The sequence below is a fragment of the Halomonas sp. BDJS001 genome, assembly GCF_026104355.1.
In the GTDB taxonomy this organism is placed as follows: Bacteria; Pseudomonadota; Gammaproteobacteria; order Pseudomonadales; family Halomonadaceae; genus Vreelandella.
This window is the reverse complement of sequence record NZ_CP110535.1, coordinates 421,700-445,645: the sequence shown is the minus strand read 5'-3', so window position 1 is coordinate 445,645 and position 23,946 is coordinate 421,700. Positions and strand designations below refer to the sequence as shown.

The 23,946-nt window shown below is 55.3% G+C and carries 14 protein-coding genes, 2 tRNA genes and 2 rRNA genes; 8 read left to right on the top strand and 10 right to left on the bottom strand.

Features of this window, described 5'->3' with window-relative positions; all coding sequences use genetic code 11:
* Positions 1-76 precede the first annotated feature (76 nt).
* From OM794_RS02250 to lldD, 5 genes are all read right to left on the bottom strand, one after another.
* Positions 77-2,966: ribosomal RNA gene (locus OM794_RS02250) — 23S ribosomal RNA — on the bottom strand.
* A 226-nt stretch (positions 2,967-3,192) separates the two neighbouring features.
* A tRNA-Ala gene (locus OM794_RS02245) sits at positions 3,193-3,268 on the bottom strand.
* A 103-nt stretch (positions 3,269-3,371) separates the two neighbouring features.
* A tRNA-Ile gene (locus OM794_RS02240) sits at positions 3,372-3,448 on the bottom strand.
* Between the two features lie 187 nt (positions 3,449-3,635).
* Positions 3,636-5,168, bottom strand: a 16S ribosomal RNA gene (locus OM794_RS02235).
* Together the 16S and 23S rRNA genes with 2 tRNA genes alongside form the textbook arrangement of a ribosomal RNA operon.
* A gap of 511 nt (positions 5,169-5,679) precedes the next feature.
* A complete protein-coding gene (gene lldD, locus OM794_RS02230) occupies positions 5,680-6,831 on the bottom strand; it encodes an FMN-dependent L-lactate dehydrogenase LldD (protein WP_226251430.1) in 1,152 nt (383 codons plus the stop codon).
* Positions 6,832-7,153: 322 nt separating this feature from the next.
* On the opposite strand from lldD, the gene OM794_RS02225 reads away from it, so the two are divergent.
* From OM794_RS02225 to OM794_RS02215, 3 genes are read left to right on the top strand one after another with little or no spacing between them, the layout of a single operon-like run.
* Entirely contained in the window at positions 7,154-7,927 is a 774-nt protein-coding gene (locus OM794_RS02225; protein WP_088700298.1) for a GntR family transcriptional regulator, read from the top strand.
* Positions 7,924-9,843 carry a sensor histidine kinase gene (locus OM794_RS02220; RefSeq protein ID WP_226251429.1) on the top strand — a complete coding sequence of 640 codons (1,920 nt, stop codon included), beginning with the start codon at positions 7,924-7,926 and terminating at the stop codon, positions 9,841-9,843. Before OM794_RS02225 ends, OM794_RS02220 begins: the two co-directional genes overlap by 4 nt.
* Entirely contained in the window at positions 9,836-11,218 is a 1,383-nt protein-coding gene (locus OM794_RS02215) for a sigma-54-dependent transcriptional regulator (RefSeq protein WP_088700300.1), read from the top strand. The genes OM794_RS02220 and OM794_RS02215 overlap by 8 nt, the downstream gene beginning before the upstream one ends.
* On the opposite strand, the gene OM794_RS02210 is transcribed toward OM794_RS02215, so the two are convergent.
* The 3 genes from OM794_RS02210 to OM794_RS02200 all read right to left on the bottom strand — a co-directional run bounded on the left by OM794_RS02210 (position 11,194) and on the right by OM794_RS02200 (position 13,929).
* Positions 11,194-11,865 carry a metal-dependent hydrolase gene (locus OM794_RS02210; protein WP_226251428.1) on the bottom strand — a complete coding sequence of 224 codons (672 nt, stop codon included), beginning with the start codon at positions 11,863-11,865 and terminating at the stop codon, positions 11,194-11,196. The genes OM794_RS02215 and OM794_RS02210 overlap by 25 nt on opposite strands.
* Before the next feature lie 129 nt (positions 11,866-11,994).
* Positions 11,995-12,540 carry a gamma carbonic anhydrase family protein gene (locus tag OM794_RS02205; protein WP_226251427.1) on the bottom strand — a complete coding sequence of 182 codons (546 nt, stop codon included), beginning with the start codon at positions 12,538-12,540 and terminating at the stop codon, positions 11,995-11,997.
* Between the two features lie 48 nt (positions 12,541-12,588).
* Positions 12,589-13,929, bottom strand: a complete 1,341-nt coding sequence (locus OM794_RS02200) for a sodium-dependent transporter (RefSeq protein ID WP_226251426.1) — start codon at positions 13,927-13,929, stop codon at positions 12,589-12,591.
* A gap of 264 nt (positions 13,930-14,193) precedes the next feature.
* On the opposite strand from OM794_RS02200, the gene prlC reads away from it, so the two are divergent.
* The 4 genes from prlC (at position 14,194) to OM794_RS02180 (ending at position 20,191) form a co-directional block, all read left to right on the top strand.
* Positions 14,194-16,263 (top strand): oligopeptidase A, encoded by a 2,070-nt coding sequence (gene prlC, locus OM794_RS02195; protein WP_226251425.1) that lies wholly within the window; start codon positions 14,194-14,196, stop codon positions 16,261-16,263.
* 62 nt (positions 16,264-16,325) lie between these two features.
* Positions 16,326-16,577 (top strand): YheV family putative zinc ribbon protein, encoded by a 252-nt coding sequence (locus OM794_RS02190; protein WP_226251424.1) that lies wholly within the window; start codon positions 16,326-16,328, stop codon positions 16,575-16,577.
* Positions 16,578-16,896: 319 nt separating this feature from the next.
* Positions 16,897-17,886: a TAXI family TRAP transporter solute-binding subunit gene (locus OM794_RS02185; RefSeq protein WP_226251423.1), complete on the top strand. Its 990-nt coding sequence runs from the start codon at positions 16,897-16,899 to the stop codon at positions 17,884-17,886.
* Between the two features lie 103 nt (positions 17,887-17,989).
* Positions 17,990-20,191: a TRAP transporter permease gene (locus tag OM794_RS02180; RefSeq protein ID WP_226251422.1), complete on the top strand. Its 2,202-nt coding sequence runs from the start codon at positions 17,990-17,992 to the stop codon at positions 20,189-20,191.
* Between the two features lie 97 nt (positions 20,192-20,288).
* Here the strand turns inward: OM794_RS02180 and metF are convergent, their stop codons facing one another.
* Positions 20,289-21,131 (bottom strand): methylenetetrahydrofolate reductase [NAD(P)H], encoded by an 843-nt coding sequence (gene metF, locus OM794_RS02175; protein ID WP_088700308.1) that lies wholly within the window; start codon positions 21,129-21,131, stop codon positions 20,289-20,291.
* Between the two features lie 143 nt (positions 21,132-21,274).
* On the opposite strand from metF, the gene OM794_RS02170 reads away from it, so the two are divergent.
* Positions 21,275-22,210: an AEC family transporter gene (locus tag OM794_RS02170; protein WP_226251421.1), complete on the top strand. Its 936-nt coding sequence runs from the start codon at positions 21,275-21,277 to the stop codon at positions 22,208-22,210.
* Here the strand turns inward: OM794_RS02170 and ligB are convergent.
* Positions 22,207-23,889: an NAD-dependent DNA ligase LigB gene (gene ligB, locus OM794_RS02165; RefSeq protein WP_226251420.1), complete on the bottom strand. Its 1,683-nt coding sequence runs from the start codon at positions 23,887-23,889 to the stop codon at positions 22,207-22,209. The two genes, OM794_RS02170 and ligB, sit on opposite strands and share 4 nt — an antisense overlap.
* Between the last annotated feature and the right edge of the window lie 57 nt (positions 23,890-23,946).

The window sequence follows — 23,946 nt, the reverse complement described above, 5'->3', positions numbered from 1 at the left end:
TATGTCGCTGGGGCCACACGCTGCATATCCGGCTTTCATTGACGTCATCATCACGACCAGACCCCTTGGGTGTTATAGGGTCAAGCCTCACGGGCCATTAGTACACGTTAGCTCAACGCCTTGCAGCGCTTCCACACCGTGCCTATCAACCAGCTGGTCTCGCTGGGCCCTTCAGGAGGCTCTAGGCCTCAGGGATGTCTCATCTTGAAGGGGGCTTCCCGCTTAGATGCTTTCAGCGGTTATCCCGTCCGACCATAGCTACCCGGCAATGCCACTGGCGTGACAACCGGAACACCAGAGGGTCGTCCACTCCGGTCCTCTCGTACTAGGAGCAGCCCTTCTCAAACATCCAACGCCCACGGCAGATAGGGACCGAACTGTCTCACGACGTTCTAAACCCAGCTCGCGTACCACTTTAAATGGCGAACAGCCATACCCTTGGGACCGACTTCAGCCCCAGGATGTGATGAGCCGACATCGAGGTGCCAAACACCGCCGTCGATGTGAACTCTTGGGCGGTATCAGCCTGTTATCCCCGGAGTACCTTTTATCCGTTGAGCGATGGCCCTTCCATACAGAACCACCGGATCACTAGAACCTGCTTTCGCACCTGCTCGACGTGTCTGTCTCGCAGTCAAGCACCCTTATGCTCTTGCACTCATTGCACGATGTCCGACCGTGCTGAGGGTACCTTCGTGCTCCTCCGTTACTCTTTAGGAGGAGACCGCCCCAGTCAAACTACCCACCACACACTGTCCTCGATCCGGATAACGGACCTGAGTGAGAACGCCAATGATGCCAGGCTGGTATTTCAAGGTTGGCTCCGCCCGAACTGGCGTCCGGGTTTCTAAGCCTCCCAGCTATCCTACACAGGCAACATCAGCGTCCAGTGTGAAGCTATAGTAAAGGTTCACGGGGTCTTTCCGTCTAGCCGCGGGTACACCGCATCTTCACGGCGATTTCAATTTCACTGAGTCTCGGGTGGAGACAGCGTGGCCATCATTACGCCATTCGTGCAGGTCGGAACTTACCCGACAAGGAATTTCGCTACCTTAGGACCGTTATAGTTACGGCCGCCGTTTACCGGGGCTTCAATCAAGAGCTTCGCCTTGCGGCTAACACCATCATTTAACCTTCCGGCACCGGGCAGGCGTCACACCCTATACGTCCGCTTGCGCGTTAGCAGAGTGCTGTGTTTTTAATAAACAGTTGCAGCCACCTGGTATCTTCGACCGGTTCGGGCTAGGAGAGCAAGTCTCTTCACCCTACGCCGGCGTGCCTTCTCCCGAAGTTACGGCACCATTTTGCCTAGTTCCTTCACCCGAGTTCTCTCAAGCGCCTTGGGATTCTCACCCTGACCACCTGTGTCGGTTTGGGGTACGGTCGCACATGATCTGAAGCTTAGAGGCTTTTCCTGGAAGCGTGGCATCAGTGACTTCCTGACCGTGGTCAGTTCGTCTCGTGTCTCGGCCTTAAAAGAGTCCGGATTTACCTAAACTCTCAGCCTACTCACTTTCACCAGGACAACCAACGCCTGGCTCACCTAGCCTTCTTCGTCCCCCCATCGCAACCATGTCCGGTACGGGAATATTGACCCGTTTCCCATCGACTACGCCTTTCGGCCTCGCCTTAGGGGCCGACTCACTCTGCTCCGATTAGCGTCGAACAGAAACCCTTGGTCTTCCGGCGAGGGAGTTTTTCACTCCCTTTATCGTTACTCATGTCAGCATTCGCACTCGTGATACCTCCAGCAGACTTCTCAATCCACCTTCATCGGCTTACACGACGCTCCTCTACCGCTCATCCGAAGATGAACCCGTAGCTTCGGTACCTGGTTTAGCCCCGTTACATCTTCCGCGCAGGCCGACTCGACTAGTGAGCTATTACGCTTTCTTTAAAGGATGGCTGCTTCTAAGCCAACCTCCTAGCTGTCTGAGCCTTCCCACATCGTTTCCCACTTAACCAGGATTTCGGGACCTTAGCTGACGGTCTGGGTTGTTTCCCTTTTCACGACGGACGTTAGCACCCGCCGTGTGTCTCCCACGCGTTACTCACCGGTATTCGGAGTTTGCCTCGGGTTGGTAAGTCGGGATGACCCCCTAGCCGAAACAGTGCTCTACCCCCGGCGGTACTACGTGAGGCGCTACCTAAATAGCTTTCGAGGAGAACCAGCTATCTCCGAGCTTGATTAGCCTTTCACTCCGATCCACAAGTCATCCAAATCTTTTTCAACAGATCCTGGTTCGGGCCTCCAGTTGATGTTACTCAACCTTCACCCTGCTCATGGATAGATCGCTCGGTTTCGGGTCTATATCCAGCGACTGTGTCGCCCAGTTAAGACTCGGTTTCCCTACGGCTCCCCTATACGGTTAACCTCGCCACTGAATATAAGTCGCTGACCCATTATACAAAAGGTACGCCGTCACCCAACAAGTGGGCTCCGACTGCTTGTACGCACACGGTTTCAGGATCTATTTCACTCCCCTCTCCGGGGTTCTTTTCGCCTTTCCCTCACGGTACTGGTTCACTATCGGTCAGCCAGGAGTATTTAGCCTTGGAGGATGGTCCCCCCGTCTTCAGTCAAGGTTTCTCGTGCCCCGACCTACTCGATTTCACATGATCAGATTTTCGACTACGGGGCTATCACCCGCTACGGCCACGCTTCCCAGCGTGTTCGCCTAATCAGTCTCATGCTTAAGGGCTGGTCCCCGTTCGCTCGCCGCTACTGGGGGAATCTCGGTTGATTTCTTTTCCTCAGGGTACTTAGATGTTTCAGTTCCCCTGGTTCGCCTCGTACCCCTATGTATTCAGGGCACGATACTCATCTTATGATGAGTGGGTTTCCCCATTCAGAGATGTCCGGGTCACAGGTTGTTGCCACCTCACCGAACCTTATCGCAGGCTACCACGTCTTTCATCGCCTCTGGCTGCCTAGGCATCCACCGTGTGCGCTTCATTGCTTGACCCTATAACCCGAAGGAGTCTGGATGTCGCAATGATAACGTTCTATTTTGCCGGATACGCTTGAGACGTATCACAATTTAAGAAGCACACCTTACGGTGTGTTCTTGTCAGCATGATATACATTGTTAAAGAGCAGCTGTTCAATGAACAGTGATAAGACGACGCTTAGCGTACGACTTATCAATGGTCACGAAACATCAACAAACGGCATGTCAAATAAGAACTTAATGGTGGAGCCAAGCGGGATCGAACCGCTGACCTCCTGCGTGCAAGGCAGGCGCTCTCCCAGCTGAGCTATGGCCCCATTGATACGCTATTTTTCCGGGAAATTTGTGTGAGACTAGGCGCTTCAGTGCGACGCATAGCCTGCTATGCGAGTAGTGAAGCAACGACGTATCACGCAAATTTGGTGGGTCTGGGCAGACTTGAACTGCCGACCTCACCCTTATCAGGGGTGCGCTCTAACCAACTGAGCTACAGACCCGGTTAATTCAGCCATCCCCAAGAATCTCAGGCTCACCAGCTGACCTCACCCTGCTTTCCATTTAAGGTCAGGGGGTGCGCTCTAACCAACTGAGCTACAGACCCAAGAGGGAATCGTGCTTAAACCGTTTGCTCTATATCTGATCAGGTAATTCATTGTGGACGCTTACTAACTGTGACGCATCGTTTAAGGAGGTGATCCAGCCGCAGGTTCCCCTACGGCTACCTTGTTACGACTTCACCCCAGTCATGAACCACACCGTGGTGATCGCCCTCTTGCGTTAGGCTAACCACTTCTGGTGCAGTCCACTCCCATGGTGTGACGGGCGGTGTGTACAAGGCCCGGGAACGTATTCACCGTGACATTCTGATTCACGATTACTAGCGATTCCGACTTCACGGAGTCGAGTTGCAGACTCCGATCCGGACTGAGACCGGCTTTAAGGGATTCGCTGACTCTCGCGAGCTCGCCGCCCTTTGTACCGGCCATTGTAGCACGTGTGTAGCCCTACCCGTAAGGGCCATGATGACTTGACGTCGTCCCCACCTTCCTCCGGTTTGTCACCGGCAGTCTCCTTAGAGTTCCCACCATTACGTGCTGGCAAATAAGGACAAGGGTTGCGCTCGTTACGGGACTTAACCCAACATTTCACAACACGAGCTGACGACAGCCATGCAGCACCTGTCTTACAGTTCCCGAAGGCACACCAGAATCTCTTCCGGCTTCTGTAGATGTCAAGGGTAGGTAAGGTTCTTCGCGTTGCATCGAATTAAACCACATGCTCCACCGCTTGTGCGGGCCCCCGTCAATTCATTTGAGTTTTAACCTTGCGGCCGTACTCCCCAGGCGGTCGACTTATCGCGTTAACTTCGCCACAAAGTGCTCTAGGCACCCAACGGCTGGTCGACATCGTTTACGGCGTGGACTACCAGGGTATCTAATCCTGTTTGCTACCCACGCTTTCGCACCTCAGTGTCAGTGTCAGTCCAGAAGGCCGCCTTCGCCACTGGTATTCCTCCCGATCTCTACGCATTTCACCGCTACACCGGGAATTCTACCTTCCTCTCCTGCACTCTAGCCTGACAGTTCCGGATGCCGTTCCCAGGTTGAGCCCGGGGCTTTCACAACCGGCTTATCAAGCCACCTACGCGCGCTTTACGCCCAGTAATTCCGATTAACGCTTGCACCCTCCGTATTACCGCGGCTGCTGGCACGGAGTTAGCCGGTGCTTCTTCTGCGAGTGATGTCTTTCCTAATGGGTATTAACCACTAGGCGTTCTTCCTCGCTGAAAGTGCTTTACAACCCGAGGGCCTTCTTCACACACGCGGCATGGCTGGATCAGGGTTCCCCCCATTGTCCAATATTCCCCACTGCTGCCTCCCGTAGGAGTTCGGGCCGTGTCTCAGTCCCGATGTGGCTGATCATCCTCTCAGACCAGCTACGGATCGTTGCCTTGGTAAGCCATTACCTTACCAACTAGCTAATCCGACATAGGCTCATCCAATAGCGGGAGCCGAAGCCCCCTTTCTCCCGTAGGACGTATGCGGTATTAGCCTGGGTTTCCCCAGGTTATCCCCCACTACCGGGCAGATTCCTATGCATTACTCACCCGTCCGCCGCTCGTCAGCGGGTAGCAAGCTACCCCTGTTACCGCTCGACTTGCATGTGTTAGGCCTGCCGCCAGCGTTCAATCTGAGCCATGATCAAACTCTTCAGTTTAAAATCATTGTGATCCTTACTCGCTCTCTAAGGACTAGCCGAAGACAGCAAAAGCGGATCAAACTTGGCTCAAGGTTCAAACGAATTCATTCAAAACAGATCCTAAAGGACGAATCCTTTAAAACCCTATTGCTTGAGTCGCTTGCCTTGATATTTGGTGATTTGCCACCAACATCAGCAAGCGCCCACATGAATTACCTGATCAAATTGTTAAAGAGCTGTTTCGCTGTCACGATCACTTTGAAAGTGATCTGCCCGCCGTTGAACCGGCTTGCCTCAGCGAGGAAGGCGTATTCTACGCATTTCCTGATGGTTGTCAATCGCTGTTTTTTTAGCGACTGAGGCGAGCGATACAACTTGCTCTAACCTCCTGACAAACCAAGGCTTTTACACCTTATGCACCGCTGGTAACGCTTGGCGTCCCCGGCAGCGGATGCGTACTTTACGGGCTCAAAGCCGGGTTGGCAAGCGGTTTTTAATATTGACCTTAATTGAAGCACAAACGCTGCCATTAGGCACCGCGTATTGAGTCTGGCACCAGCGAATCCAGCCCAAGCTCGGCAATACTACGTGCCCCAGTTAGCGTCATTGCTACCCGCATCTCTTTTTCGAATAACTCGAGTAGATGGGCAACACCCGCCTCTCCGGCAGTAGCCAGTGCGTATATGTAAGCACGCCCAAGCAATACGGTATCGGCCCCCATGGCAACCATACGCACAACATCGAGCCCGCTACGCACACCGGAATCAGCCAGAATGGCCAAGTCACCTTTTACTGCATCGGCGATAGCAGGCAAAGCACGTGCAGTAGAGGGAACACCATCAAGCTGCCGCCCACCATGATTGGAGACAACAATGCCATCCGCGCCGAAGCGAACCGCATCACGAGCATCTTCAGGGTCGAGAATCCCCTTAATGATCATCGGGCCATCCCACTGCTCGCGAATCCACTCCAGATCTTTCCAAGAGATGGACGGATCAAAGTTATCACCCAGCCAGGCAATGTAATCCTCAAGCTCCGTTGGCTTACCGCGATAGTCAGACACATTGCCCAAATCATGGGGCCGACCATTAACACCTACATCCCAGGCCCAAAAAGGGTGTGCCGCTGCTTGAAGCATGCGCCGCATTGGGCCTCGCTTACCACTCATACCTGAATGCGCATCGCGATAACGCGCTCCCGGCACGGGCATATCGACGGTAAAGATAAGCGTCTTGACGCCCGCGGACTTGGCTCGCTCCAGAACATGCTTCATAAACCCTCTGTCTTTCAACACATAAAGCTGAAACCAGATAGGTCGATCCACTGCAGATGCCACTTCGCCGATTGGACACACCGACACTGTCGATAGTGTAAACGGTATACCTTTATTAGTAGCCGCCCGCGCCGCCTGTACTTCGCCGCGTCTAGCGTACATACCCGCCAGCCCCACCGGCGCCAAAGCTATCGGCATGGCAAGTGTTTCACCGAACAACTCTGTCTCTAGTGATAGCGACGACATATCCTTCAATACACGTTGACGCAGCGCGATACCGACCAAGTCCTCGACGTTACGACGCAATGTATGCTCCGCGTAAGATCCGCCGTCGGCATAATGAAAGAGAAAGGGCGGGATACGACGTTTAGCGGCTTGACGGTAGTCCGTGGATGCAGAAATGATCATGGATAGCCCTGTGTGATAGCCCTGTTTGATAGCCCGATACACTGGGCGCGCTAGACACCGACGCCCGAAGCGGGAAATTGGTTTTACCAATTTACAAAAAAACAGCATCAACAGTAGTGAGCCGCACTAAGCGTGTCAAATACTGATGCCGATTTGAACGTTCAAAAACGCCATACTTTAGTTCAAAGGCACTATGTAGTATGTGCTATTAACTAAATCCTACTCTGCCAAATATCAGTCCCTAACTGCTTGAGAAAAGATTCGATAGCTTTTAATATTGGTCTTACCAATTACAGGGCCTTATAGACATGAGCTATTCACTATGAGCTATCCACCGCTCCGCCAACAGCGCTTGGCCGATGTTATTACTGAGCGCTTAGAAGCCATGATGCTGGAAGGCAGCTTAAAGCCAGGCCAGCGCTTACCCCCTGAGCGTGAATTAGCTGAACGGTTTGGCGTCTCGCGCCCCTCGCTACGAGAGGCCATCCAGAAATTAGCCGCTCGTGGCTTACTCACCAGTCGACAGGGCGGCGGTACTTTCGTAAACGACGACCTTAGCAATGGCTATACTGATCCGCTGCTGGAAATGCTTTCTCGCCACGATGAGTTTAACTTAGATTTGCTTGAATTTCGTGATGCCATGGAAGGAATATCCGCCTACTACGCCGCTCTTCGCTCTACACCTGCCGACAAATCCGTTTTGATTCAGCGTTTTGAAGAGCTCGATGGCGGTTTTGCCGGCGCGGATCCTATTCAGGAAGCTAAACTAGATGCGGCGTTTCACCTTGCGATTGCCGAGGCGGCTCACAATGTTCTACTACTGCATACCATTCGTGGCATTTTCCATCTGCTCGAGAAGAGCATTGTAAATAACTTGGCCCATTTATTCGCCAAGGAGGGTTCGCGCAGCCAGTTGATGCAACAGCACCGCGCCCTGCTCAATGCCATTTTGGAGGGTCGCGCGGAGGATGCACGGGCTCGCGCCCATGAACACCTGGTATTTGTTGAAGAGGGACTGCTTGAGATGGCCCGTGCAGAGACACGGGCTCAGCGCGCCCTCCGCCGCGCTCAAGGCAGTAGCAAGACGACAGCATGAACAGCGCTGGCGTGAATAATCAAGTTCCTGCGCCTTTACCTCTGCGATGGCGACGCCTATGGCTGCTGGTCATTTCGCTTGGCTTGCTATTGTGTATGTGGCAGGCAGCCCAACTGGCGCGGGAACAAGCGCTGTCTAACTTACAGGACGATGCCGAAAACGAGTTGCGCCTCTCTGCTGCAAACTTAAACGGCTATTTATTGCGCTACGACTACCTACCGCAAATGCTGGCCACTCGGGAAGGCGTGCAGCGCTTTTTGGCCTCTCCCGACAGCCAAGACCCCATGCCGCTCAATATGCTACTGGATCGTTTCCGCTTTACAGCGGGGGTTTCAGATGTCTATTTACTCAATCGTGAGGGTGACACAATAGCCGCCAGCAATTGGCACCGCCCAAACACCTTTATTGGCCAGAATTATGCTTTTCGCTCCTATTACACCGATGCCATCGCCGGCGGCCAGGGGCGCTTTTTTGGCTTAGGCATCAAGTCGCTTGAGCGGGGCTACTACTTTTCATCGCCCGTGTGGCTAGACGACACCTCACCGGACGCACAGCCAGATGGCGTCCTTGTGGTGAAAGTACTCTTAGATGATGTTGAAGAGAGTTGGGCAGAGCAGGATGCCGAGCTGTTTGTCACCGATAGTGACGACATTATCTTCATGGCCAGCCACCCCGAGCTGCGCATGAACGCCCTCTATCCGCTGACCGACGAGCAACGACAAAGCCTGCGGGCAACGCGCCGATACGCCATGGAGCCGTTGACCCCTTCGGGCATTGAAGTCAATGCACCGTACCGCCAGGGTAGCCAGCTGGTCAGCTTCTCCCAGGGCCCTCTGAGCGGCGGCGACTACCTAAGCTTGACCCGGCATATTCCTGAATTTGGCTGGCAAATGCACATTTTAAAACCGCTAACACCGGTGATTAGCGCCCAATGGATTGCCGCTCTCATGGCAGGCGGCCTCTACGGCGTTGTCACACTCGGTGCAGGTATTGGCTGGCAACGCCTGAGGCTACGCCGTGAGCGAGAAGCGTTTGCCCAACGTGAACGCAACACCCTGGCCCGCGTGCGCGACGAATTAGAGGTCAGCGTGGAACGACGCACCCGCGACCTGGTGGCCAGTAACCAGCGCCTTTCAGATGAAATCGAAGAGCGTCGCCGTGCTGAAGCCAGCTTGCGCCAAACCCAGGACGAACTGATCCAAGCGGCCAAACTTGCTGTATTGGGGCAACTTGCTGCGGGTATTAACCATGAGCTTAATCAGCCGCTGGCGGCTATTCGCGCCTACGCTGAGAACGCCCGTCGGTTTATGGAACTGGCCCGTCACGACAAGGCGGATGCCAACTTGGAGCAGATTGTTGAACTCACCGAACGTATGGCGGATATCAGTGCCCAGCTGCGTCAGTTTTCGCGTAAGAGCAGCGAGCGCCAGGAGACTATTTCGGTACAGGCCTGCATCGACTACGCCCTGCGCTTATTTCAAAGCCGCCTGCGCGAAGGCCATATCACCATTGTACAGAACTGGCCTGCTGAAACCTTATGGGTAAAAGGCGACCTGGTGCGCCTGGAGCAGGTATTAGTGAATTTAATCGGCAATGCGCTCCAGGCGATGAAAGGCGTACCTTCCCCACAACTCACTCTGGGCGCCCATACTCACCAGCAGCAGGTCATTATTAGCGTTAGCGATAATGGCCCCGGCATCCCCGAGGAGCACTTAGGACATATTTTTGAACCCTTTTTTACCACCAAAGCACCGGGAAGTGGTTTAGGCCTGGGGCTCTCGATCTCGTCGCGGATCATGGATGATTTAGGCGGCAAGCTGCAGGCTGCAAATCAGCCCAATGGCGGTGCTAGCTTTACCATTACACTGCCCCACTCGCCCCTAACCCACAACCAGGAGAGCCCCTCTTATGCATGAGCCGTCGACGCTGCCGGTCATGGTGATCGACGACGAACCGCACCTGCGGATCACCGCCAGCCAAACCCTTGAACTCGCGGGCTACACGCCTTACTGCTTTGAATCAGCAGAACAAGCGCTGGCGGCATTGACACCTGACTTCCCAGGGGTAATCGTCAGCGATATCCGCATGCCGGGTATGGATGGCATGGCACTGCTCCATGAGCTACATAGCCGCGACGCCACTCTGCCCATTATCTTAATCACTGGCCACGGCGACATTTCCACGGCCGTAGAAGCCATGCGCGCTGGGGCCTGGGATTTTCTTGAGAAGCCGTTTGCCGGTGATCAGTTGCTGGATGTGGTGCGCCGAGGCATAGAGAAGCGCCAGCTCAGTCTGGAAAACCACCGTCTTAAAGCCGAACTGGAAGTGCAACAAGCAGCGCTTGGCCCGCGCTTAGTTGGCCGCACAGCGGTCATTTCGCGGCTGGCCGCCATGATTCAGCGCATCAGCCAAGTCGAAGCCGATGTACTACTGTTTGGTGAGACGGGAACCGGAAAAGACCTGGTGGCCCGTGCGATTCACGAGCGCAGCGGGCGCCGTAACAGCCCCTTTATGGCGATTAACTGCGGCGCAGTGCCTGAAAACACCATTGAATCGGAGCTGTTTGGGCATGAGAAAGGCGCCTTCACCGGTGCCGTCGAGCGGCGCATCGGCAAGTTTGAGCACGCCAACGGCGGCACGGTGTTTCTGGATGAGATCGAGTCAATGCCCATGGCACTGCAGGTCAAATTGCTGCGGGTACTGCAAGAGCGCAGCGTCGAACGGCTGGGCGCCAATGAAACCGTGCCGCTCGACATCCGCGTTATCGCGGCCACCAAGGTGGATCTCAAAGCCGCCTCCGAAGAGGGGCATTTCCGCGAAGACCTTTACTACCGGCTCAACGTAGTCACCCTGCCGCTACCTGCGCTGCGCGAGCGGCGTGAGGATATCCCCTTGCTGTTCCAGCACTTTGCCGTGGTCGCGGCCAATCGCAGTGGGCTGGAAGCACCGACCCTCGACAGCCACGCCATTGCGGCTCTACTAGCCCATGACTGGCCCGGTAACGTACGCGAGCTGCGTAACCTTGCCGAGCGCTACGTGCTGCTTGGGGCCGCCTTTGATTACCGCCTGGATGCGCTGTTGGAAGGGGTCAATGCCGACACCGAAGAACCTACCCTGCCACGCCAGGTAGAGCTGTTTGAAAAGAGTCTGATCAGCCAATCACTGTCACGCTACCACGGCCGGGTAACCGACGTTTGCCGTCACTTGGGTATCCCACGCAAAACCTTCTACGACAAACTGAAAAAGCACGGTCTCAATGCCGACGACTACCGCCATAGCAGTGAGCCCTGATGCAGCAACTCACCCAAGACAGACCAAGGAGGCGCCCAGGGTATCAACGTTAATGTGGCAATCAACATTAGCAAGTTGGACATCGGTCGACGGCTATCGCCTAGCTTAAGCGCGGTACCAAAGGAGCGCTTGAACCGAGCGCCTTCGAGGTCAACGCTGTATATCTCATCCAAACTCAAGTGGATCAAAAACCCGACCAACGTAGCAGCACCGTGAAACCACGCCAGCCCTTCAGGCTGGTTGAGTAAATTAAAACTTAACGCGGCGGTGAGTAGACTACAAAGCCCACCCGCTAGCAGCGAATGCCAAATACCGCGGTGCACGGTGAAACGCGAAAATAGAATGCCGGCCAAATAACGAACGCAGAAGTAAATTCCCCCGCAGGCAATCAATAATGCTCCCGGCGTCAGCCACGGTTGAAGGAGAAGCGCCCCCAACACCAAGGCAGGCACTGAAAGTAAGTTAAATATCAAACGGATAGAGTGTGATCGGTCAGCATCAATATCAGGCAGAATACCGCCGAACGTGACTAATGCAATCATCACCACCGCTTGGGAGGGCGGCCAAAGCTGGCCTTTCCAGCCTGCGTAAGCTATCAGCATGCCGCCCGCCGCTGCCACCGTAATATGCGTGCGAAAATTAGCCATGACGCGGCATCCCAAAGTCTGCAAAACAGAAAACTGTATAAATTAACAGACTTTTAGCGTTCGCGACATGACTAATTTAAGAAAAAAGGTTGGCTTAGCAATCGCTTAGGGAAAACCTGGATAAAGTCGCTAGCGGGTGACTTCGGCCAGAAAGCGGTCTTTCAATTTAACGTAGTTGCCAGCGGTGTAAGGAAAGAAAGCACGCTCTTTATCTTTGAGTGGCCGCAGTGCTTTAGCTGGGTTACCGGCATACACATAGCCACTTTCCAGATGCTTACCAGGCGTTACCACGGCGCCAGCGGCGATAATGACTTCATCCTCGACGACCGCGCCATCCATCACAATTGCGCCCATACCGACAAGTATTCGGCTTCCCAGTGTGCAACCGTGCAAGATCGCTTTATGGCCGATGGTCACATCATCGCCAATGGTGAGCGGAAACCCTTCCGGGCTGAAGTCACTGGCGTGTGTGATATGCAACACGCTGCCATCCTGCACGCTGGTACGCGCACCGATACGAATACGGTGCATATCGCCACGAATCACCGTCATTGGCCAGACGGAGCAGTCGTCGCCCATCACCACATCACCAATGACCACACTGGCCGGATCAATATAAACGCGCTCGCCCAAGTGGGGCCTTATACCTTGATGCGCTCGTAAGGCACTGCTCATAACTCGCTCCTAGAAGACTCATCGACAGTGGGAGAGTTTCATTCCGCACTATAGCAACCCAGCCATCAAAACAATAAAGGTCAGAGGAATCGACACCCAGCGGATGATATTACGCCACACAAGGTAACCGCTTTCACCAACGCCTAACGCACTGACCACTTTTTCACGGGGCATTACCCAGGCAGCAAACGTCGCGATCAACAGGCCGCCCAACGGCAGGAAAACATCTGGCGGTATACTGCTGACAAGCTCGAAAACATTGCGACCAAATAGCGGCCGAAACTCGGCCAGGGTTGAAAAAGAGAACGCCGATAGCAGCCCGATCAGCCAGACGCTAATAGCCACAATCGCTGTCGAGATACTGCGTCGCAATCCTAAGCCCTGCAGCGTGGCGACCATAGGCTCCGCGAGGTTAATGGCCGATGTCCAGGTGGCCAGCAGCAACAACAAAAAGAACACACTGAGCCATACGGTGCCCCAAGGCAGCTCAGAGAACGCAATGGGGAGAGTCACAAACATTAACCCTGGGCCGTCGGTGGGATCCATGCCCTGGGCAAATACCACCGAGAAAATCGCGATCCCCGCCAGTAACGCCACGCTAATATCGAGCACGGCGACAGCAACCGCTGCTTTCGGCAGGCTCTGCTCTTCCGGCATATAAGCGCCATAGGCCATCAAGGCACAGGCTCCCACCGCCAGCGTAAAGAACGCATGCCCCATGGCATGCACCACCACTGACGGAGTCAGCGCTTCGAAGGAGGGCATGAACAGCCATGACAGCGCCGGGGCAAAGCCATCAGTGGTCGCGGCATAGCCCGCTAATAGCAGCAGCAATAGGTACAGCAGCGGCATTAACAGGTTATTGAGCCGCTCGAGCCCCTTGGCAACGCCTGCCGCCACCACGGTCATGGTCATAAACAGAAACAGCGAGTGATTAAAGATCAGCAGCCCTGGGTTGGCCAAAAAAGCATCAAAACCAGCGCCAATCTCAGCGGCACTGGCACCATTAAAGTTGCCGTTAACAGAAGCGACCAAAAACTCAATCGACCATCCAGACACCACAGAGTAGAACGACAAAATACAGAACACAGTGAACGCACCGAAAAGGCCCAGCCAGCGCCAGTGAGGTGAAGCCCCCGCCTCAGCCGCCAGGGCACCCAAGGCTTGCATCGGCCCGCGCCGACCAGCACGCCCAATCAGTATCTCCGCCATCATCACGGGAATACCCAATAGAAGTACAAAGGCCACATAAATTAGCAAAAAGGCCGCACCGCCGTTCTCTCCGGCCACGTAAGGGAAGCGCCAAATATTACCTAACCCCACCGCAGCACCTGTTACCGCCAGGATAAAGGCCCGCTTTGACCCCCAGCGCTCCAGCGTTTCGCTCATCACATGCTCCTGCCATTGGTGGCATTAAAAGGCGGCAAGACTAGCAGGCGCTTGCGTGCAGGCCAAACCTTGACCGTAAAACCCGACATTCAACATAGTTGTTGAAGCTAACATTGAAACACGGCTCCACCGCCCGCACTGTGTCATTATTATTGCGCTATTTTGCGCACTCCTGACGTTTTAACACCTGTATTTTTAGAACCAGGTCTTTAGAACCAGTGTTTTAGAACCAGGTTTTTAAAAAGCCTGCTACCCGAGGTGCCTATGTCCTCCAATCCCGAGTCCTCCACCACCAATCCGCTGCTTGAAAGCCACGAACTCCCCCCCTTTGGCGAGATTCGCGCCGAGCACGTGGAGCCTGCCGTGGAGACGCTGCTAAGCGAAAGCCGAGAGGCCATTGACCGCCTCGCCGAGCAGGCAGCCGCTACCCCACCTAGCTGGGACACTTTTGCAGCGCCCCTTGAAGCAGTGAATGACCGGCTCACCAAGGCGTGGTCACCGGTCTCGCACCTCAATGGCACTATGAACTCCCCGGCATTACGTGAAGCGTACCAGGCATGCCTTGAGAAACTCTCTGAGTTTGGCACCTGGGTAGGCCAGCACGAAGGGTTATTTCATGGCTGGCAAGCTTTGCAAGAAGGCCCGGCCTGGGAAACCCTAAACGCCGCTCAGCGGCGCACTGTTGAGCATGCCCTGCGTGATTTCCGACTCGCCGGTGTCGACCTTCCCGTGGAAAAGAAAGTGCGCTACGGCGAGATTCAGTCGCGGCTATCACTGCTGTCAAATCAGTTCTCCAATAACGTGCTGGATGCCACTCAAGCTTGGCACAAGGACATCGATAGCCAAGAGACGTTAGCAGGGGTGCCGGAGAGCGCGCTCGATACACTAAAAGCCACCGCCGAAGCGAAAGGCGTTGCGGGCTACCGGATTACCTTGGATTTCCCCAGCTTCTTCCCTGTGGTTAGCTACGCTGACAACCGCGAGCTGCGCCGGGAGGTGTATACAGCCTTTGTTACCCGTGCGTCTGATGAAGGCCCAGATGCGGGTAAATTCGATAACGCTGAGATCATGGAAGAGATCCTGGCGCTGCGCAGTGAAATGGCCCAACTGCTCGGTTTTGCCACCTACGCCGATTACTCTCTTGCCACCAAAATGGCGGAATCCCCCGGGCAGGTACTCGACTTTCTCAACGACTTAGCCCGCCGTGCGCTGCCTCAGGCGAAAGAGGAGTTTGCAGAACTCGCTACCTATGCCAGAAATGAACTCGGCCTGGCGACGCTGGAGCCATGGGACGTTGCCTATGCCAGTGAAAAGCTTCGCGAAGCGCGCCATTCGATCTCCCAGGAGCAGTTGCGGCCTTATTTTCCGGCTCCCCAGGTCGTCGATGGCTTGTTTCAGGTGGTTGAACGCCTTTACGGCGTGCGCTTTGAAGAGGATACCGAGGCACCCCGCTATCATGATGACGTGCGCTATTTCCGCATCACCGAAAACGGCTTGCCGATAGCCGGTTTTTATCTCGATCTCTACGCTCGGGAAGGCAAGCGTGGCGGCGCCTGGATGGCCGACTGTCGAGTACGCCGCCAAACCGAGCAGGGTCTACAACTGCCGGTCGCCTTCCTTACCTGCAACTTCACTGCCCCGGTAAGTGGCCGCCCTGCACTGCTCACCCACGACGAAGTCACCACTCTATTCCATGAATTTGGCCATGGTCTGCACCATATGCTGACCCAGCAGCAGATCGCCGATATTTCCGGCATTAATGGCGTGGCCTGGGATGCTGTCGAGCTGCCCAGCCAATTTATGGAGAACTACTGCTGGGAACGCGAAGGGTTAGACCTACTTGCCAAGCACGTGGATAGCGGTGAACCACTGCCAGCAGAGCTGCTTGAGCGACTCCAGGCGGCCAAGAATTTCCAGTCGGCCATGGGTATGATGCGTCAAATCGAGTTCTCGCTGTTTGATCTGCGCCTGCATCATGAAGTCAGTGCTCCCAGCGCCAGCGACGTGCAAGCCTTGTTAGATGAGGTGCGTGAGGCAGTGTCTGTACTGCCTAAAGTGCCTTTCAACCGCTTCCAAAATAGCTTTGGACACGTATTTGCGGGTGGCTACGCTGCTGGCTACTACAGCTACAAATGGGCGGAAGTGCTCTCGGCAGATGCTTGGAGTGCCTTTGAAGAGGCCGGTATCTTTGATCCTGAAACGGGACAGCGCTTTCGCCGTGAAATTCTTGAGCAGGGCGGCGCCCGTGACGCCGCTGACCTGTTTATCGCCTTTCGTGGCCGTGAGCCGAGCGTAGAGCCACTCTTGCGCCATAGCGGCATCCGCGCCGCTTAAGGCATTTTTAAACACGCTTTTCCATGCGCAGCGCCTTGGGCGCTGCGCGCTAGGAGTCTGTAATGTCAACGGTTAAACGCTTTATTGCCGGTGTCACCTGCCCGCGCTGCGCGGCAATGGATCGTATTCGCGCCTGGGAGCAAAACGGTATTCGCTACCGGGAATGCGTCAGCTGCGATTTCTTCGAGCAACTTCCCATTGAGGAAGACGCGCTTACCGAAATGGCCACCCGAGTCAACCAGGTACGCGAAGATCAGAAGCAACAGGATGTCCAGCCCGTACGTATTCTGGATCCGGGCAAACCCTCGCATTAACCCTCCCAACCGCCAAGGATGGCATGTTCAGTCTTTGCTTACCGTCCCACGGCCAATCGCGAACGAAAGAGACAATTTGTGTGCGGTTATCCACACACCCTAAAGCCGTCATCGTGCGAACACCCGGACACTCCGGCGCTTAAGGCTTGCCACCAAAGTTGAATAAAAAAATTACAAGCAACTGATTTTAAAGTTCTAAACTTTAAATGGCACGACTATCGCTGTTATATACAGGCATACCTGCTTAACGCAGTATCGACTGGCGGTGTTAATTGAAGCCGCCAGTATATAACCCCAATAACAGCTAGGAATTTTCGCCATGCGCAAACATATGCCTAAAACGTTCACGCTCCTCGCCAGCAGCGCCCTGCTTATCGCAGCGGCCAGCAGCGCCCAGGCTCAAGACCGTTCCGATTGGCCCGATAATTTTACCGTGGGTACCGCTAGCCAAGGCGGCACTTACTTCGTTTACGGTTCAGGCTGGGCAAACTTTATCGCTGATGAGTTAGGCGTATCTGGCGGTGGCGAAGTCACCGGCGGCCCAACTCAAAACCTGGCGCTTGTGCACACAGGCGATATGGCGTTTGGCTTGACCACCATGGGCCCCGCGTCTGATGCGGTTAAAGGCGAAAGTCCGCTGGCGCCGGGCATGAAGATGGATAACGTTTGCGCCATGTTCCCCATGTACGAAACGCCATTCTCGATTACCGCGCTTGCCGACAGTGGTATTGAAACAATTTCCGACATTCCTGATGGTGCACGCATCGGTTTTGGTCCGGCTGCCTCAACCTCGGATACCTACTTCCCGGCCATTTTAGAAACCCTGGGCGTTGACTTCGAACGCCGTAATGGCGGCTGGTCAGACCTGGGCGGTCAGTTGCAGGATGGCCTGCTTGACGTTGTTGCCTTCGCGGCCGGTATTCCCATCCCCGCCGTTAGTCAGTTGGAAGTACAAACTGACGTCAACATCATCGAATTTAATGAAGAAGAGCTAGCCACGGTGCTGGAAAACTTCCCCGTTGCTGAGTTTATGATCCCAGCTAGCACTTATGAAACACTCGAAGATGACGCGCGCGCCGTCTCCATGTGGAACTTCGCTATTGCAGGCTGTGATTTACCGGAAGACTTCGTTTACGAAGTGACCAAAGCCACCATGGAAAACAATGACCGCATGCAATCTGTGCATCGCAGCGCGGCGACCACCATCCCAGAAAACATCAAGCACAACACTGTACTGCCGTTCCACCCTGGCGCTGCACGCTGGTACGAAGAGAACGGCTATGACATTGCTGATGACATGATCAACTAAGCAATCGTTACCGTTCTGACTGCCCCGTTTCCGGCCTCGCCGGGCGGGGCAGTTTTCGCTGCTCCTCCCCCTTTGTATGCTTTTGCTGTGAGGGTGAACTCTAATGAGTCACAAAACCGACCAAGACCCCAATGACCTCAAGGACGATGCCCACGCGGCGTCAGCGATACCCGAGTCCATTGCCGATGGTGTCGATGAAGACGTTGTTGAACCCAATCGCCGCCTGTTTACGGGCTGGCAGTTCCTGTTATTTGCGGCATTAGCGATCGCTTACTCAAGTTTCCATCTGATTTCACTCAACGTGTATCCGATGGAAACCTGGTCGTTTCGCATCGTGCATATTGCCGGTGCGCTTATTCTCGGTTACGGACTATTTGCCGGCGCCCGTTTCGCCGATGACGATCACCAGGCATCAGGTGACTGGATAAAGTGGCTTAGCTACGCGTTACTAATCCCCGCCGCCTATTCCCTGGCGCAGGTCTTTTTGATGTATCAAACGCTCAGCGGTGGCGCTATGCGCATCGACCCAAGCGTTGAAAATTGGCACTACGGCTATCCGCTAATGGCGACAACGGCAGCGGCGGTTGTGGTGTCATGGTTTTATCGTCAGGCACAGCATCGCTTCAATCCTGCCGATTTGGTACTGATGGTCTGCGCGTTAGCTAGCGCTGGCTATTTACTGGTGGCTTATAACACCAGTATCCGTATGTCGACGGGCACCTCTTTCGCGCCATCAGGCATTTCCTGGGCGGCTATTGCGGGCTCCCTGCTGATTCTGGAGCTCACCCGTCGGGTAGCCGGTCTAGCACTGGTGGTTATTTCTGCGGTTTTCCTGACCTATGTATTCGCTGGCCCTTATTTACCAGGCTTTTTAGGCTATCCAGGGCTCTCACTACAGCGCTTCTTTAGCCAGGTGTACACGGACGCCGGTATCCTCGGCCCCACCACCGCGGTGTCATCGACCTATATTATCCTGTTCATTATTTTTGCCGCTTTCCTTCAGGCCTCTAAAGTTGGCGATTACTTCGTAAACTTTGCCTTTGCTGCAGCAGGCCGTGCTCGTGGTGGCCCCGCCAAGGTGGCCATTTTTGCCTCTGGCTTGATGGGTATGATTAACGGCACCTCGGCAGGTAACGTGGTTTCCACCGGCTCATTGACCATTCCGTTGATGAAGAAAGTCGGCTATCCCGCACGCAGTGCGGGTGCCATTGAGGCCGCTGCCTCTACCGGTGGGCAAATCATGCCGCCTATTATGGGCGCAGGCGCGTTCATCATGGCTGAAGTGACCGGTATTCCCTATACCGAAATTGCCCTTGCCGCTGTCATTCCGGCAATTCTCTATTTCGCCTCTATCTACTTTATGGTCGACTTTGAAGCCGCCCGTAAAGGCATGCGTGGCATGCGCAAAGATGAGATCCCGCTGTTTTCAAAGCTGGTCAAACAGGTTTATTTGTTTGCGCCGATTATTATCCTCATTGTTGCTCTGTTCATGGGTTATTCGGTGATTCGTGCCGGCACCCTGGCAACGGCGTCGGCCGCGGTAGTTAGCTGGCTCTCACCTAATAAAATGGGCTTTCGTGCAATTCTTAAAGCCCTCCAGATAGCAGGCACCATGTCGATTCAGATTATCGCCGTGTGCGCCTGCGCGGGCTTAATCGTCGGGGTTATCTCATTGACCGGTGTAGGCGCGCGTTTCTCATCGCTGCTGCTTGGTTTAGCCGGCGTGAGCCAGCTGCTGGCACTCGTATTTGCCATGCTGATCAGTATTTTACTGGGAATGGGGATGCCTACCACCGCCGCCTATGCGGTCGCCGCTTCTGTGGTCGCGCCAGGCTTGATCAATATCGGCATTGAGCCGCTGATTGCTCACTTCTTCGTGTTCTACTTTGCGGTCGTCTCGGCGATTACGCCGCCCGTTGCCTTGGCATCCTATGCAGCCGCCGGTATCTCTGGGGACAACCCCATGGGCACCTCGGTAGCGTCATTCAAGATTGGTTTGGCCGCCTTCATCGTGCCGTTTATGTTCTTCTACAGCCCGGCTATGCTGATGGAAGGCTCACCAATGCAGATTTTACGCGTTGGGTTAACTGCGACGCTGGGCATTGTCTTGCTCTCAGGCATGGTACAGAAGTGGTTCTTTGGCCCCGTTAACCTGATGCAGCGTGTCGTCATGCTGGTAGGCGCACTGTTTTTAATCTATGGCGGTATTTATACCGACATTGTCGGCCTTGCGATCGGTACCGTGTTATTCATAATGCAGCGTAAGGCGCACGGAGGGGGTAATAAAACGGCACAAGCTAGCTGATTGATTTAAAACGCTAAGTGCTAAGCGAGAAACCCCGCTCAACCATCGTTGGGCGGGGTTTTTAGTGCGCACAAGCTAGATCAATAAACCGCCTAAGTTAATCGGTCAGATTATCGACGATCTTGAGCACCGGCGCTGCTTGGTTAAGCGTATAGAAGTGCAGGCCTGGGGCACCGCCCTCCAGCAACCGTTGACAGAGGCGGCTCACCACATCGGTGCCAAAAGCGGCAATCGCTTCGCTGTCGTCGCCATAGGACTCCAACTGCTTACGAATCCAACGCGGGATCTCGGCACCGCAGGCGTCAGAGAAACGCGCCAGCTTGGTGTAGTTGGTAATCGGCATGATGCCGGGAATAATCGGCTGTTCGACGCCCAGCGCACGGGCTTTATCAACGAAATTGAAATAGGCATCCGCGGTAAAGAAGTACTGGGTAATGGCCATATTGGCTCCTGCCTTCATTTTACGTGCGAAGTTCTCCACATCCTTATCAAGGTTAGGCGCCTGTGGATGAGATTCAGGGTAAGCCGCCACCGCGATGTCGAAATGGTCACCGGTTTCCGCGCGGATAAACTCAACCAGTTCGTTGGCATAGCGCAGCTCACCAATGCTCCCCATCCCCGAGGGCATATCACCTCGCAGCGCGACCAAGCTATCCACGCCCTCCTCACGATATTGCAACAGCAAGTCACGTAGCTGGGCTTTTTCACTGCCGATGCATGAGAGGTGTGGCGCGGTGCTGATACCGCTCTCGCTGACCTCGCGCACCACCTGACGCGTACGCGCCTGGGTAGACCCGCCAGCACCGTAAGTCACCGAAAAAAACCGTGGTTTGCGTGCGGCCAGTTCATCGCGAACACGGATCAGCTTGTCGCGCCCGGCATCGGTATTGGGCGGAAAGAATTCAAAGCTGATACCTAGCGGATGCTCATGGCTGCTCATGGGACTTCCTTATGAGTGATTAATAATGGTGATATTTTGGGGTATTCTCGCTGTTCCATCGCGCTGGGGCTAATGAAAGATTCCACGCTTGGCCTTTAATTCGGCTCATGTTAGCCATTCATACTATTTTATCGGGAGCCATCATGGATTTAGCACCCAGCGCCTTAATGGGGCCACTGCTGATGTTATTGGGGTATGTTGGGCTAGGCTGGATAGCCGCTCAACGCTTAAAAATAGACCCCCGCCCGATTGCGACACTGCTGGTCTACCTGATTGCCCCCTTTACGATTTTTCGCGCGCTGATGAACGGCGGCCCGACCCCTGGCTACCTTTTGCTCACATTAGCGCTGTTCATTGTGGCAAGCCTGATGGCTCTGGTGGTACAACGCCTCACTCGCCACCGTTTTGGTGAGCAGGAAGCGGCCCTGTTGGCGTTCTCTTCGGGAACGGGCAATACCGGCTACTTTGGCCTACCGATTGCGTTGATTTTGCTGCCCCCCGAAGGTGTCACTCTCTACCTCTTCTGTATGCTGGGGATTAATATCTACGAATTTACCGTAGGCTTTTACCTTAGCGCACGCGGGCGTTTTTCAGTACGTGAGAGTCTGATCAAAATTTCTCGCTTACCGCTTATCTATGCGTTCCTGCTAGCGCTGCTGCTTAGCACGCTCGACGTCGCTATACCCGCTGCGGTAATGAGTTCGCTGGCGGTGTTCCCTGCCACCTATACGCTGCTGGGGATGATGATTATTGGTATGACGCTTAGCCAAGTGACGCTTTCCGCCTGGGATACGCGCTTTGTGGCCACTTGTTTAGGGCTACGCTACCTAATGTGGCCATTGGCCATGCTAGGGGCCGTATTAATCCTGCAGTGGGTCGCGCCACTTTCCACAGAGCTGGCCTTAGCACTGCTGTTAATGGGCGTGGTGCCCATGGCTGCTAATGTGGTGGTGGTTGCGATGGAACTGGGTATACAGCCGCAAAAAGGCGCGTTAGCGGTGCTGGTAACGACACTGCTTGCGCCGCTGCTGATTCCGTTTTATCTCGGTTTAATGCTGCGCCTCACCGGGTTGGGCTAAAAACCAGCAACCCCCGCTTGGCTAAGCTGTGCGGCCATGCGCTGCACTTCCGGGTGGCTGAAAAACGCGACCAGCGCCTCAGCACGCACCGGGCCAACGCCTGGAACGGCTTGCCACTGTTCGCGCTGGTAACTCGCTAACTCATACCACTCCCCGTGAACCGCCTCACTCCCCGGCGGCGCGCCCAGCGCCTTTAGCCAAGCCGAAAACGGCTGACTAAGGGCGACTTGAAATTGCTCAGTGAGCGAGGCGGCGGTGGCCTCGCCAATACCGTAGGCTTGCTGCAGCTGGCGTGGTTCAACGTCCAGCCAGTCGAGTAACTGCGTGACCACACCCGCTTCCATTAGTGCTTGCCAGGTACCTTCACCGATACCCTGCATAGCTAACTGCTCGCCCAGGTAGCTAAGCCGCGCCAGCAGTTGGCTGTCACAGCCGGGGGTTAACTCAAAACAGCTCAGCAGATGATAGCGCTGGGGTGGCGGCGGAGAGAGAGGCGAGCGCTCCTGGGCGTGCCACACCACGTCGCTTAGCTGGGGGATCGTTAGCCCCGCTAGCGTAATCGCCACTTGGTCGCCGGGACGAACATCCAGCGACTCCCAGCGATCCAAGGAGCCTAGCGAGACGCGGCTAATGCGCCGCCCTTCTAACACCACTGGGTTAAGCCACACCAGCGGCGTTACTCGCCCGGTGCGCCCGACGCGAAACTCGATACCGCGCACTTCTGCCAGCGCCTGCTGAGCGGGGTATTTCCAGGCAATGGCCCACTCCGGTGGCGACGATGACCAGCGGCGCACGCCGGGGCGCTCAGCCTGTTTAATTACCACACCGTCGGTGGCAAACGGCAGCGGGCCATTGAACCAGCTGTCGCGCCAGTAGGCGGCATCACGGCGATCATCCAAGGGATGGGTGTAGTCGGCGCTATCAAAGCCCAGCGCACTCAATTGGGCTAAGCGGCTTTCCATGTCGGTCGGGCCATCAGGCCAGCCCCAGACAAACAGGCCAATACGCTCGAGGGTGGCCGCTTCAGGCGAAGATTGTGCCATAGCGCCTGCCACGGCGCCCCGGGCCCCCGAAGAGGGTGAGCGCGACTGAATGTGCTCATCTAACCGCCAATACAGCTCGCCTTGGAGTAGCGCAGACATCGGCTCGGGTAGCGTATTGGGAACGGCGGGGAGCTGTCGGGCACGGGCTGTCCAGTCTTGCCCACTTTCGCCATCGCCACGGCTAACGGCTTCGACCAGCTCACCGTCGGCATAGCGCAGCGTCACCGCGACACCGTCCACTTTGGGTTGAATCCAAAGGTCTTCGCGGCGGCTGGTAAAGCGCCTGACGCCCTCGTCATCGGCTTTATTGAGGCCGCGCTGGGCCGCTGGGTGCGCACGGATGCCGTCGCTACTGGTCACACGGGTGAGCGGACGATGGGGCGTCGTGTCACCCAGGCAGGCCTGCCAACTTTCCAGGCGCGCCAGCGCCTGATCGTACAGCTCATCGGCAATCAGCGATTCACCGCCATCGTGGTAAGCGCGATCCCACTCCTGGATATGTTCGGCAAGCGCCTGGGTCTCCAGCGCTAGCTGCTCCTGAGGCCAGTCGGGGCACTCTTCTGCCTGCGCCGTAAACGCCATGACTAACAGGCCACTCAGCAACCCCACTTTCATCACCCATCGCCCACCCAGCATATCCGCACTCCCTTGATGACAAGAAAAGACACAGTGCCTGCGCCGCCATGCTAAGTT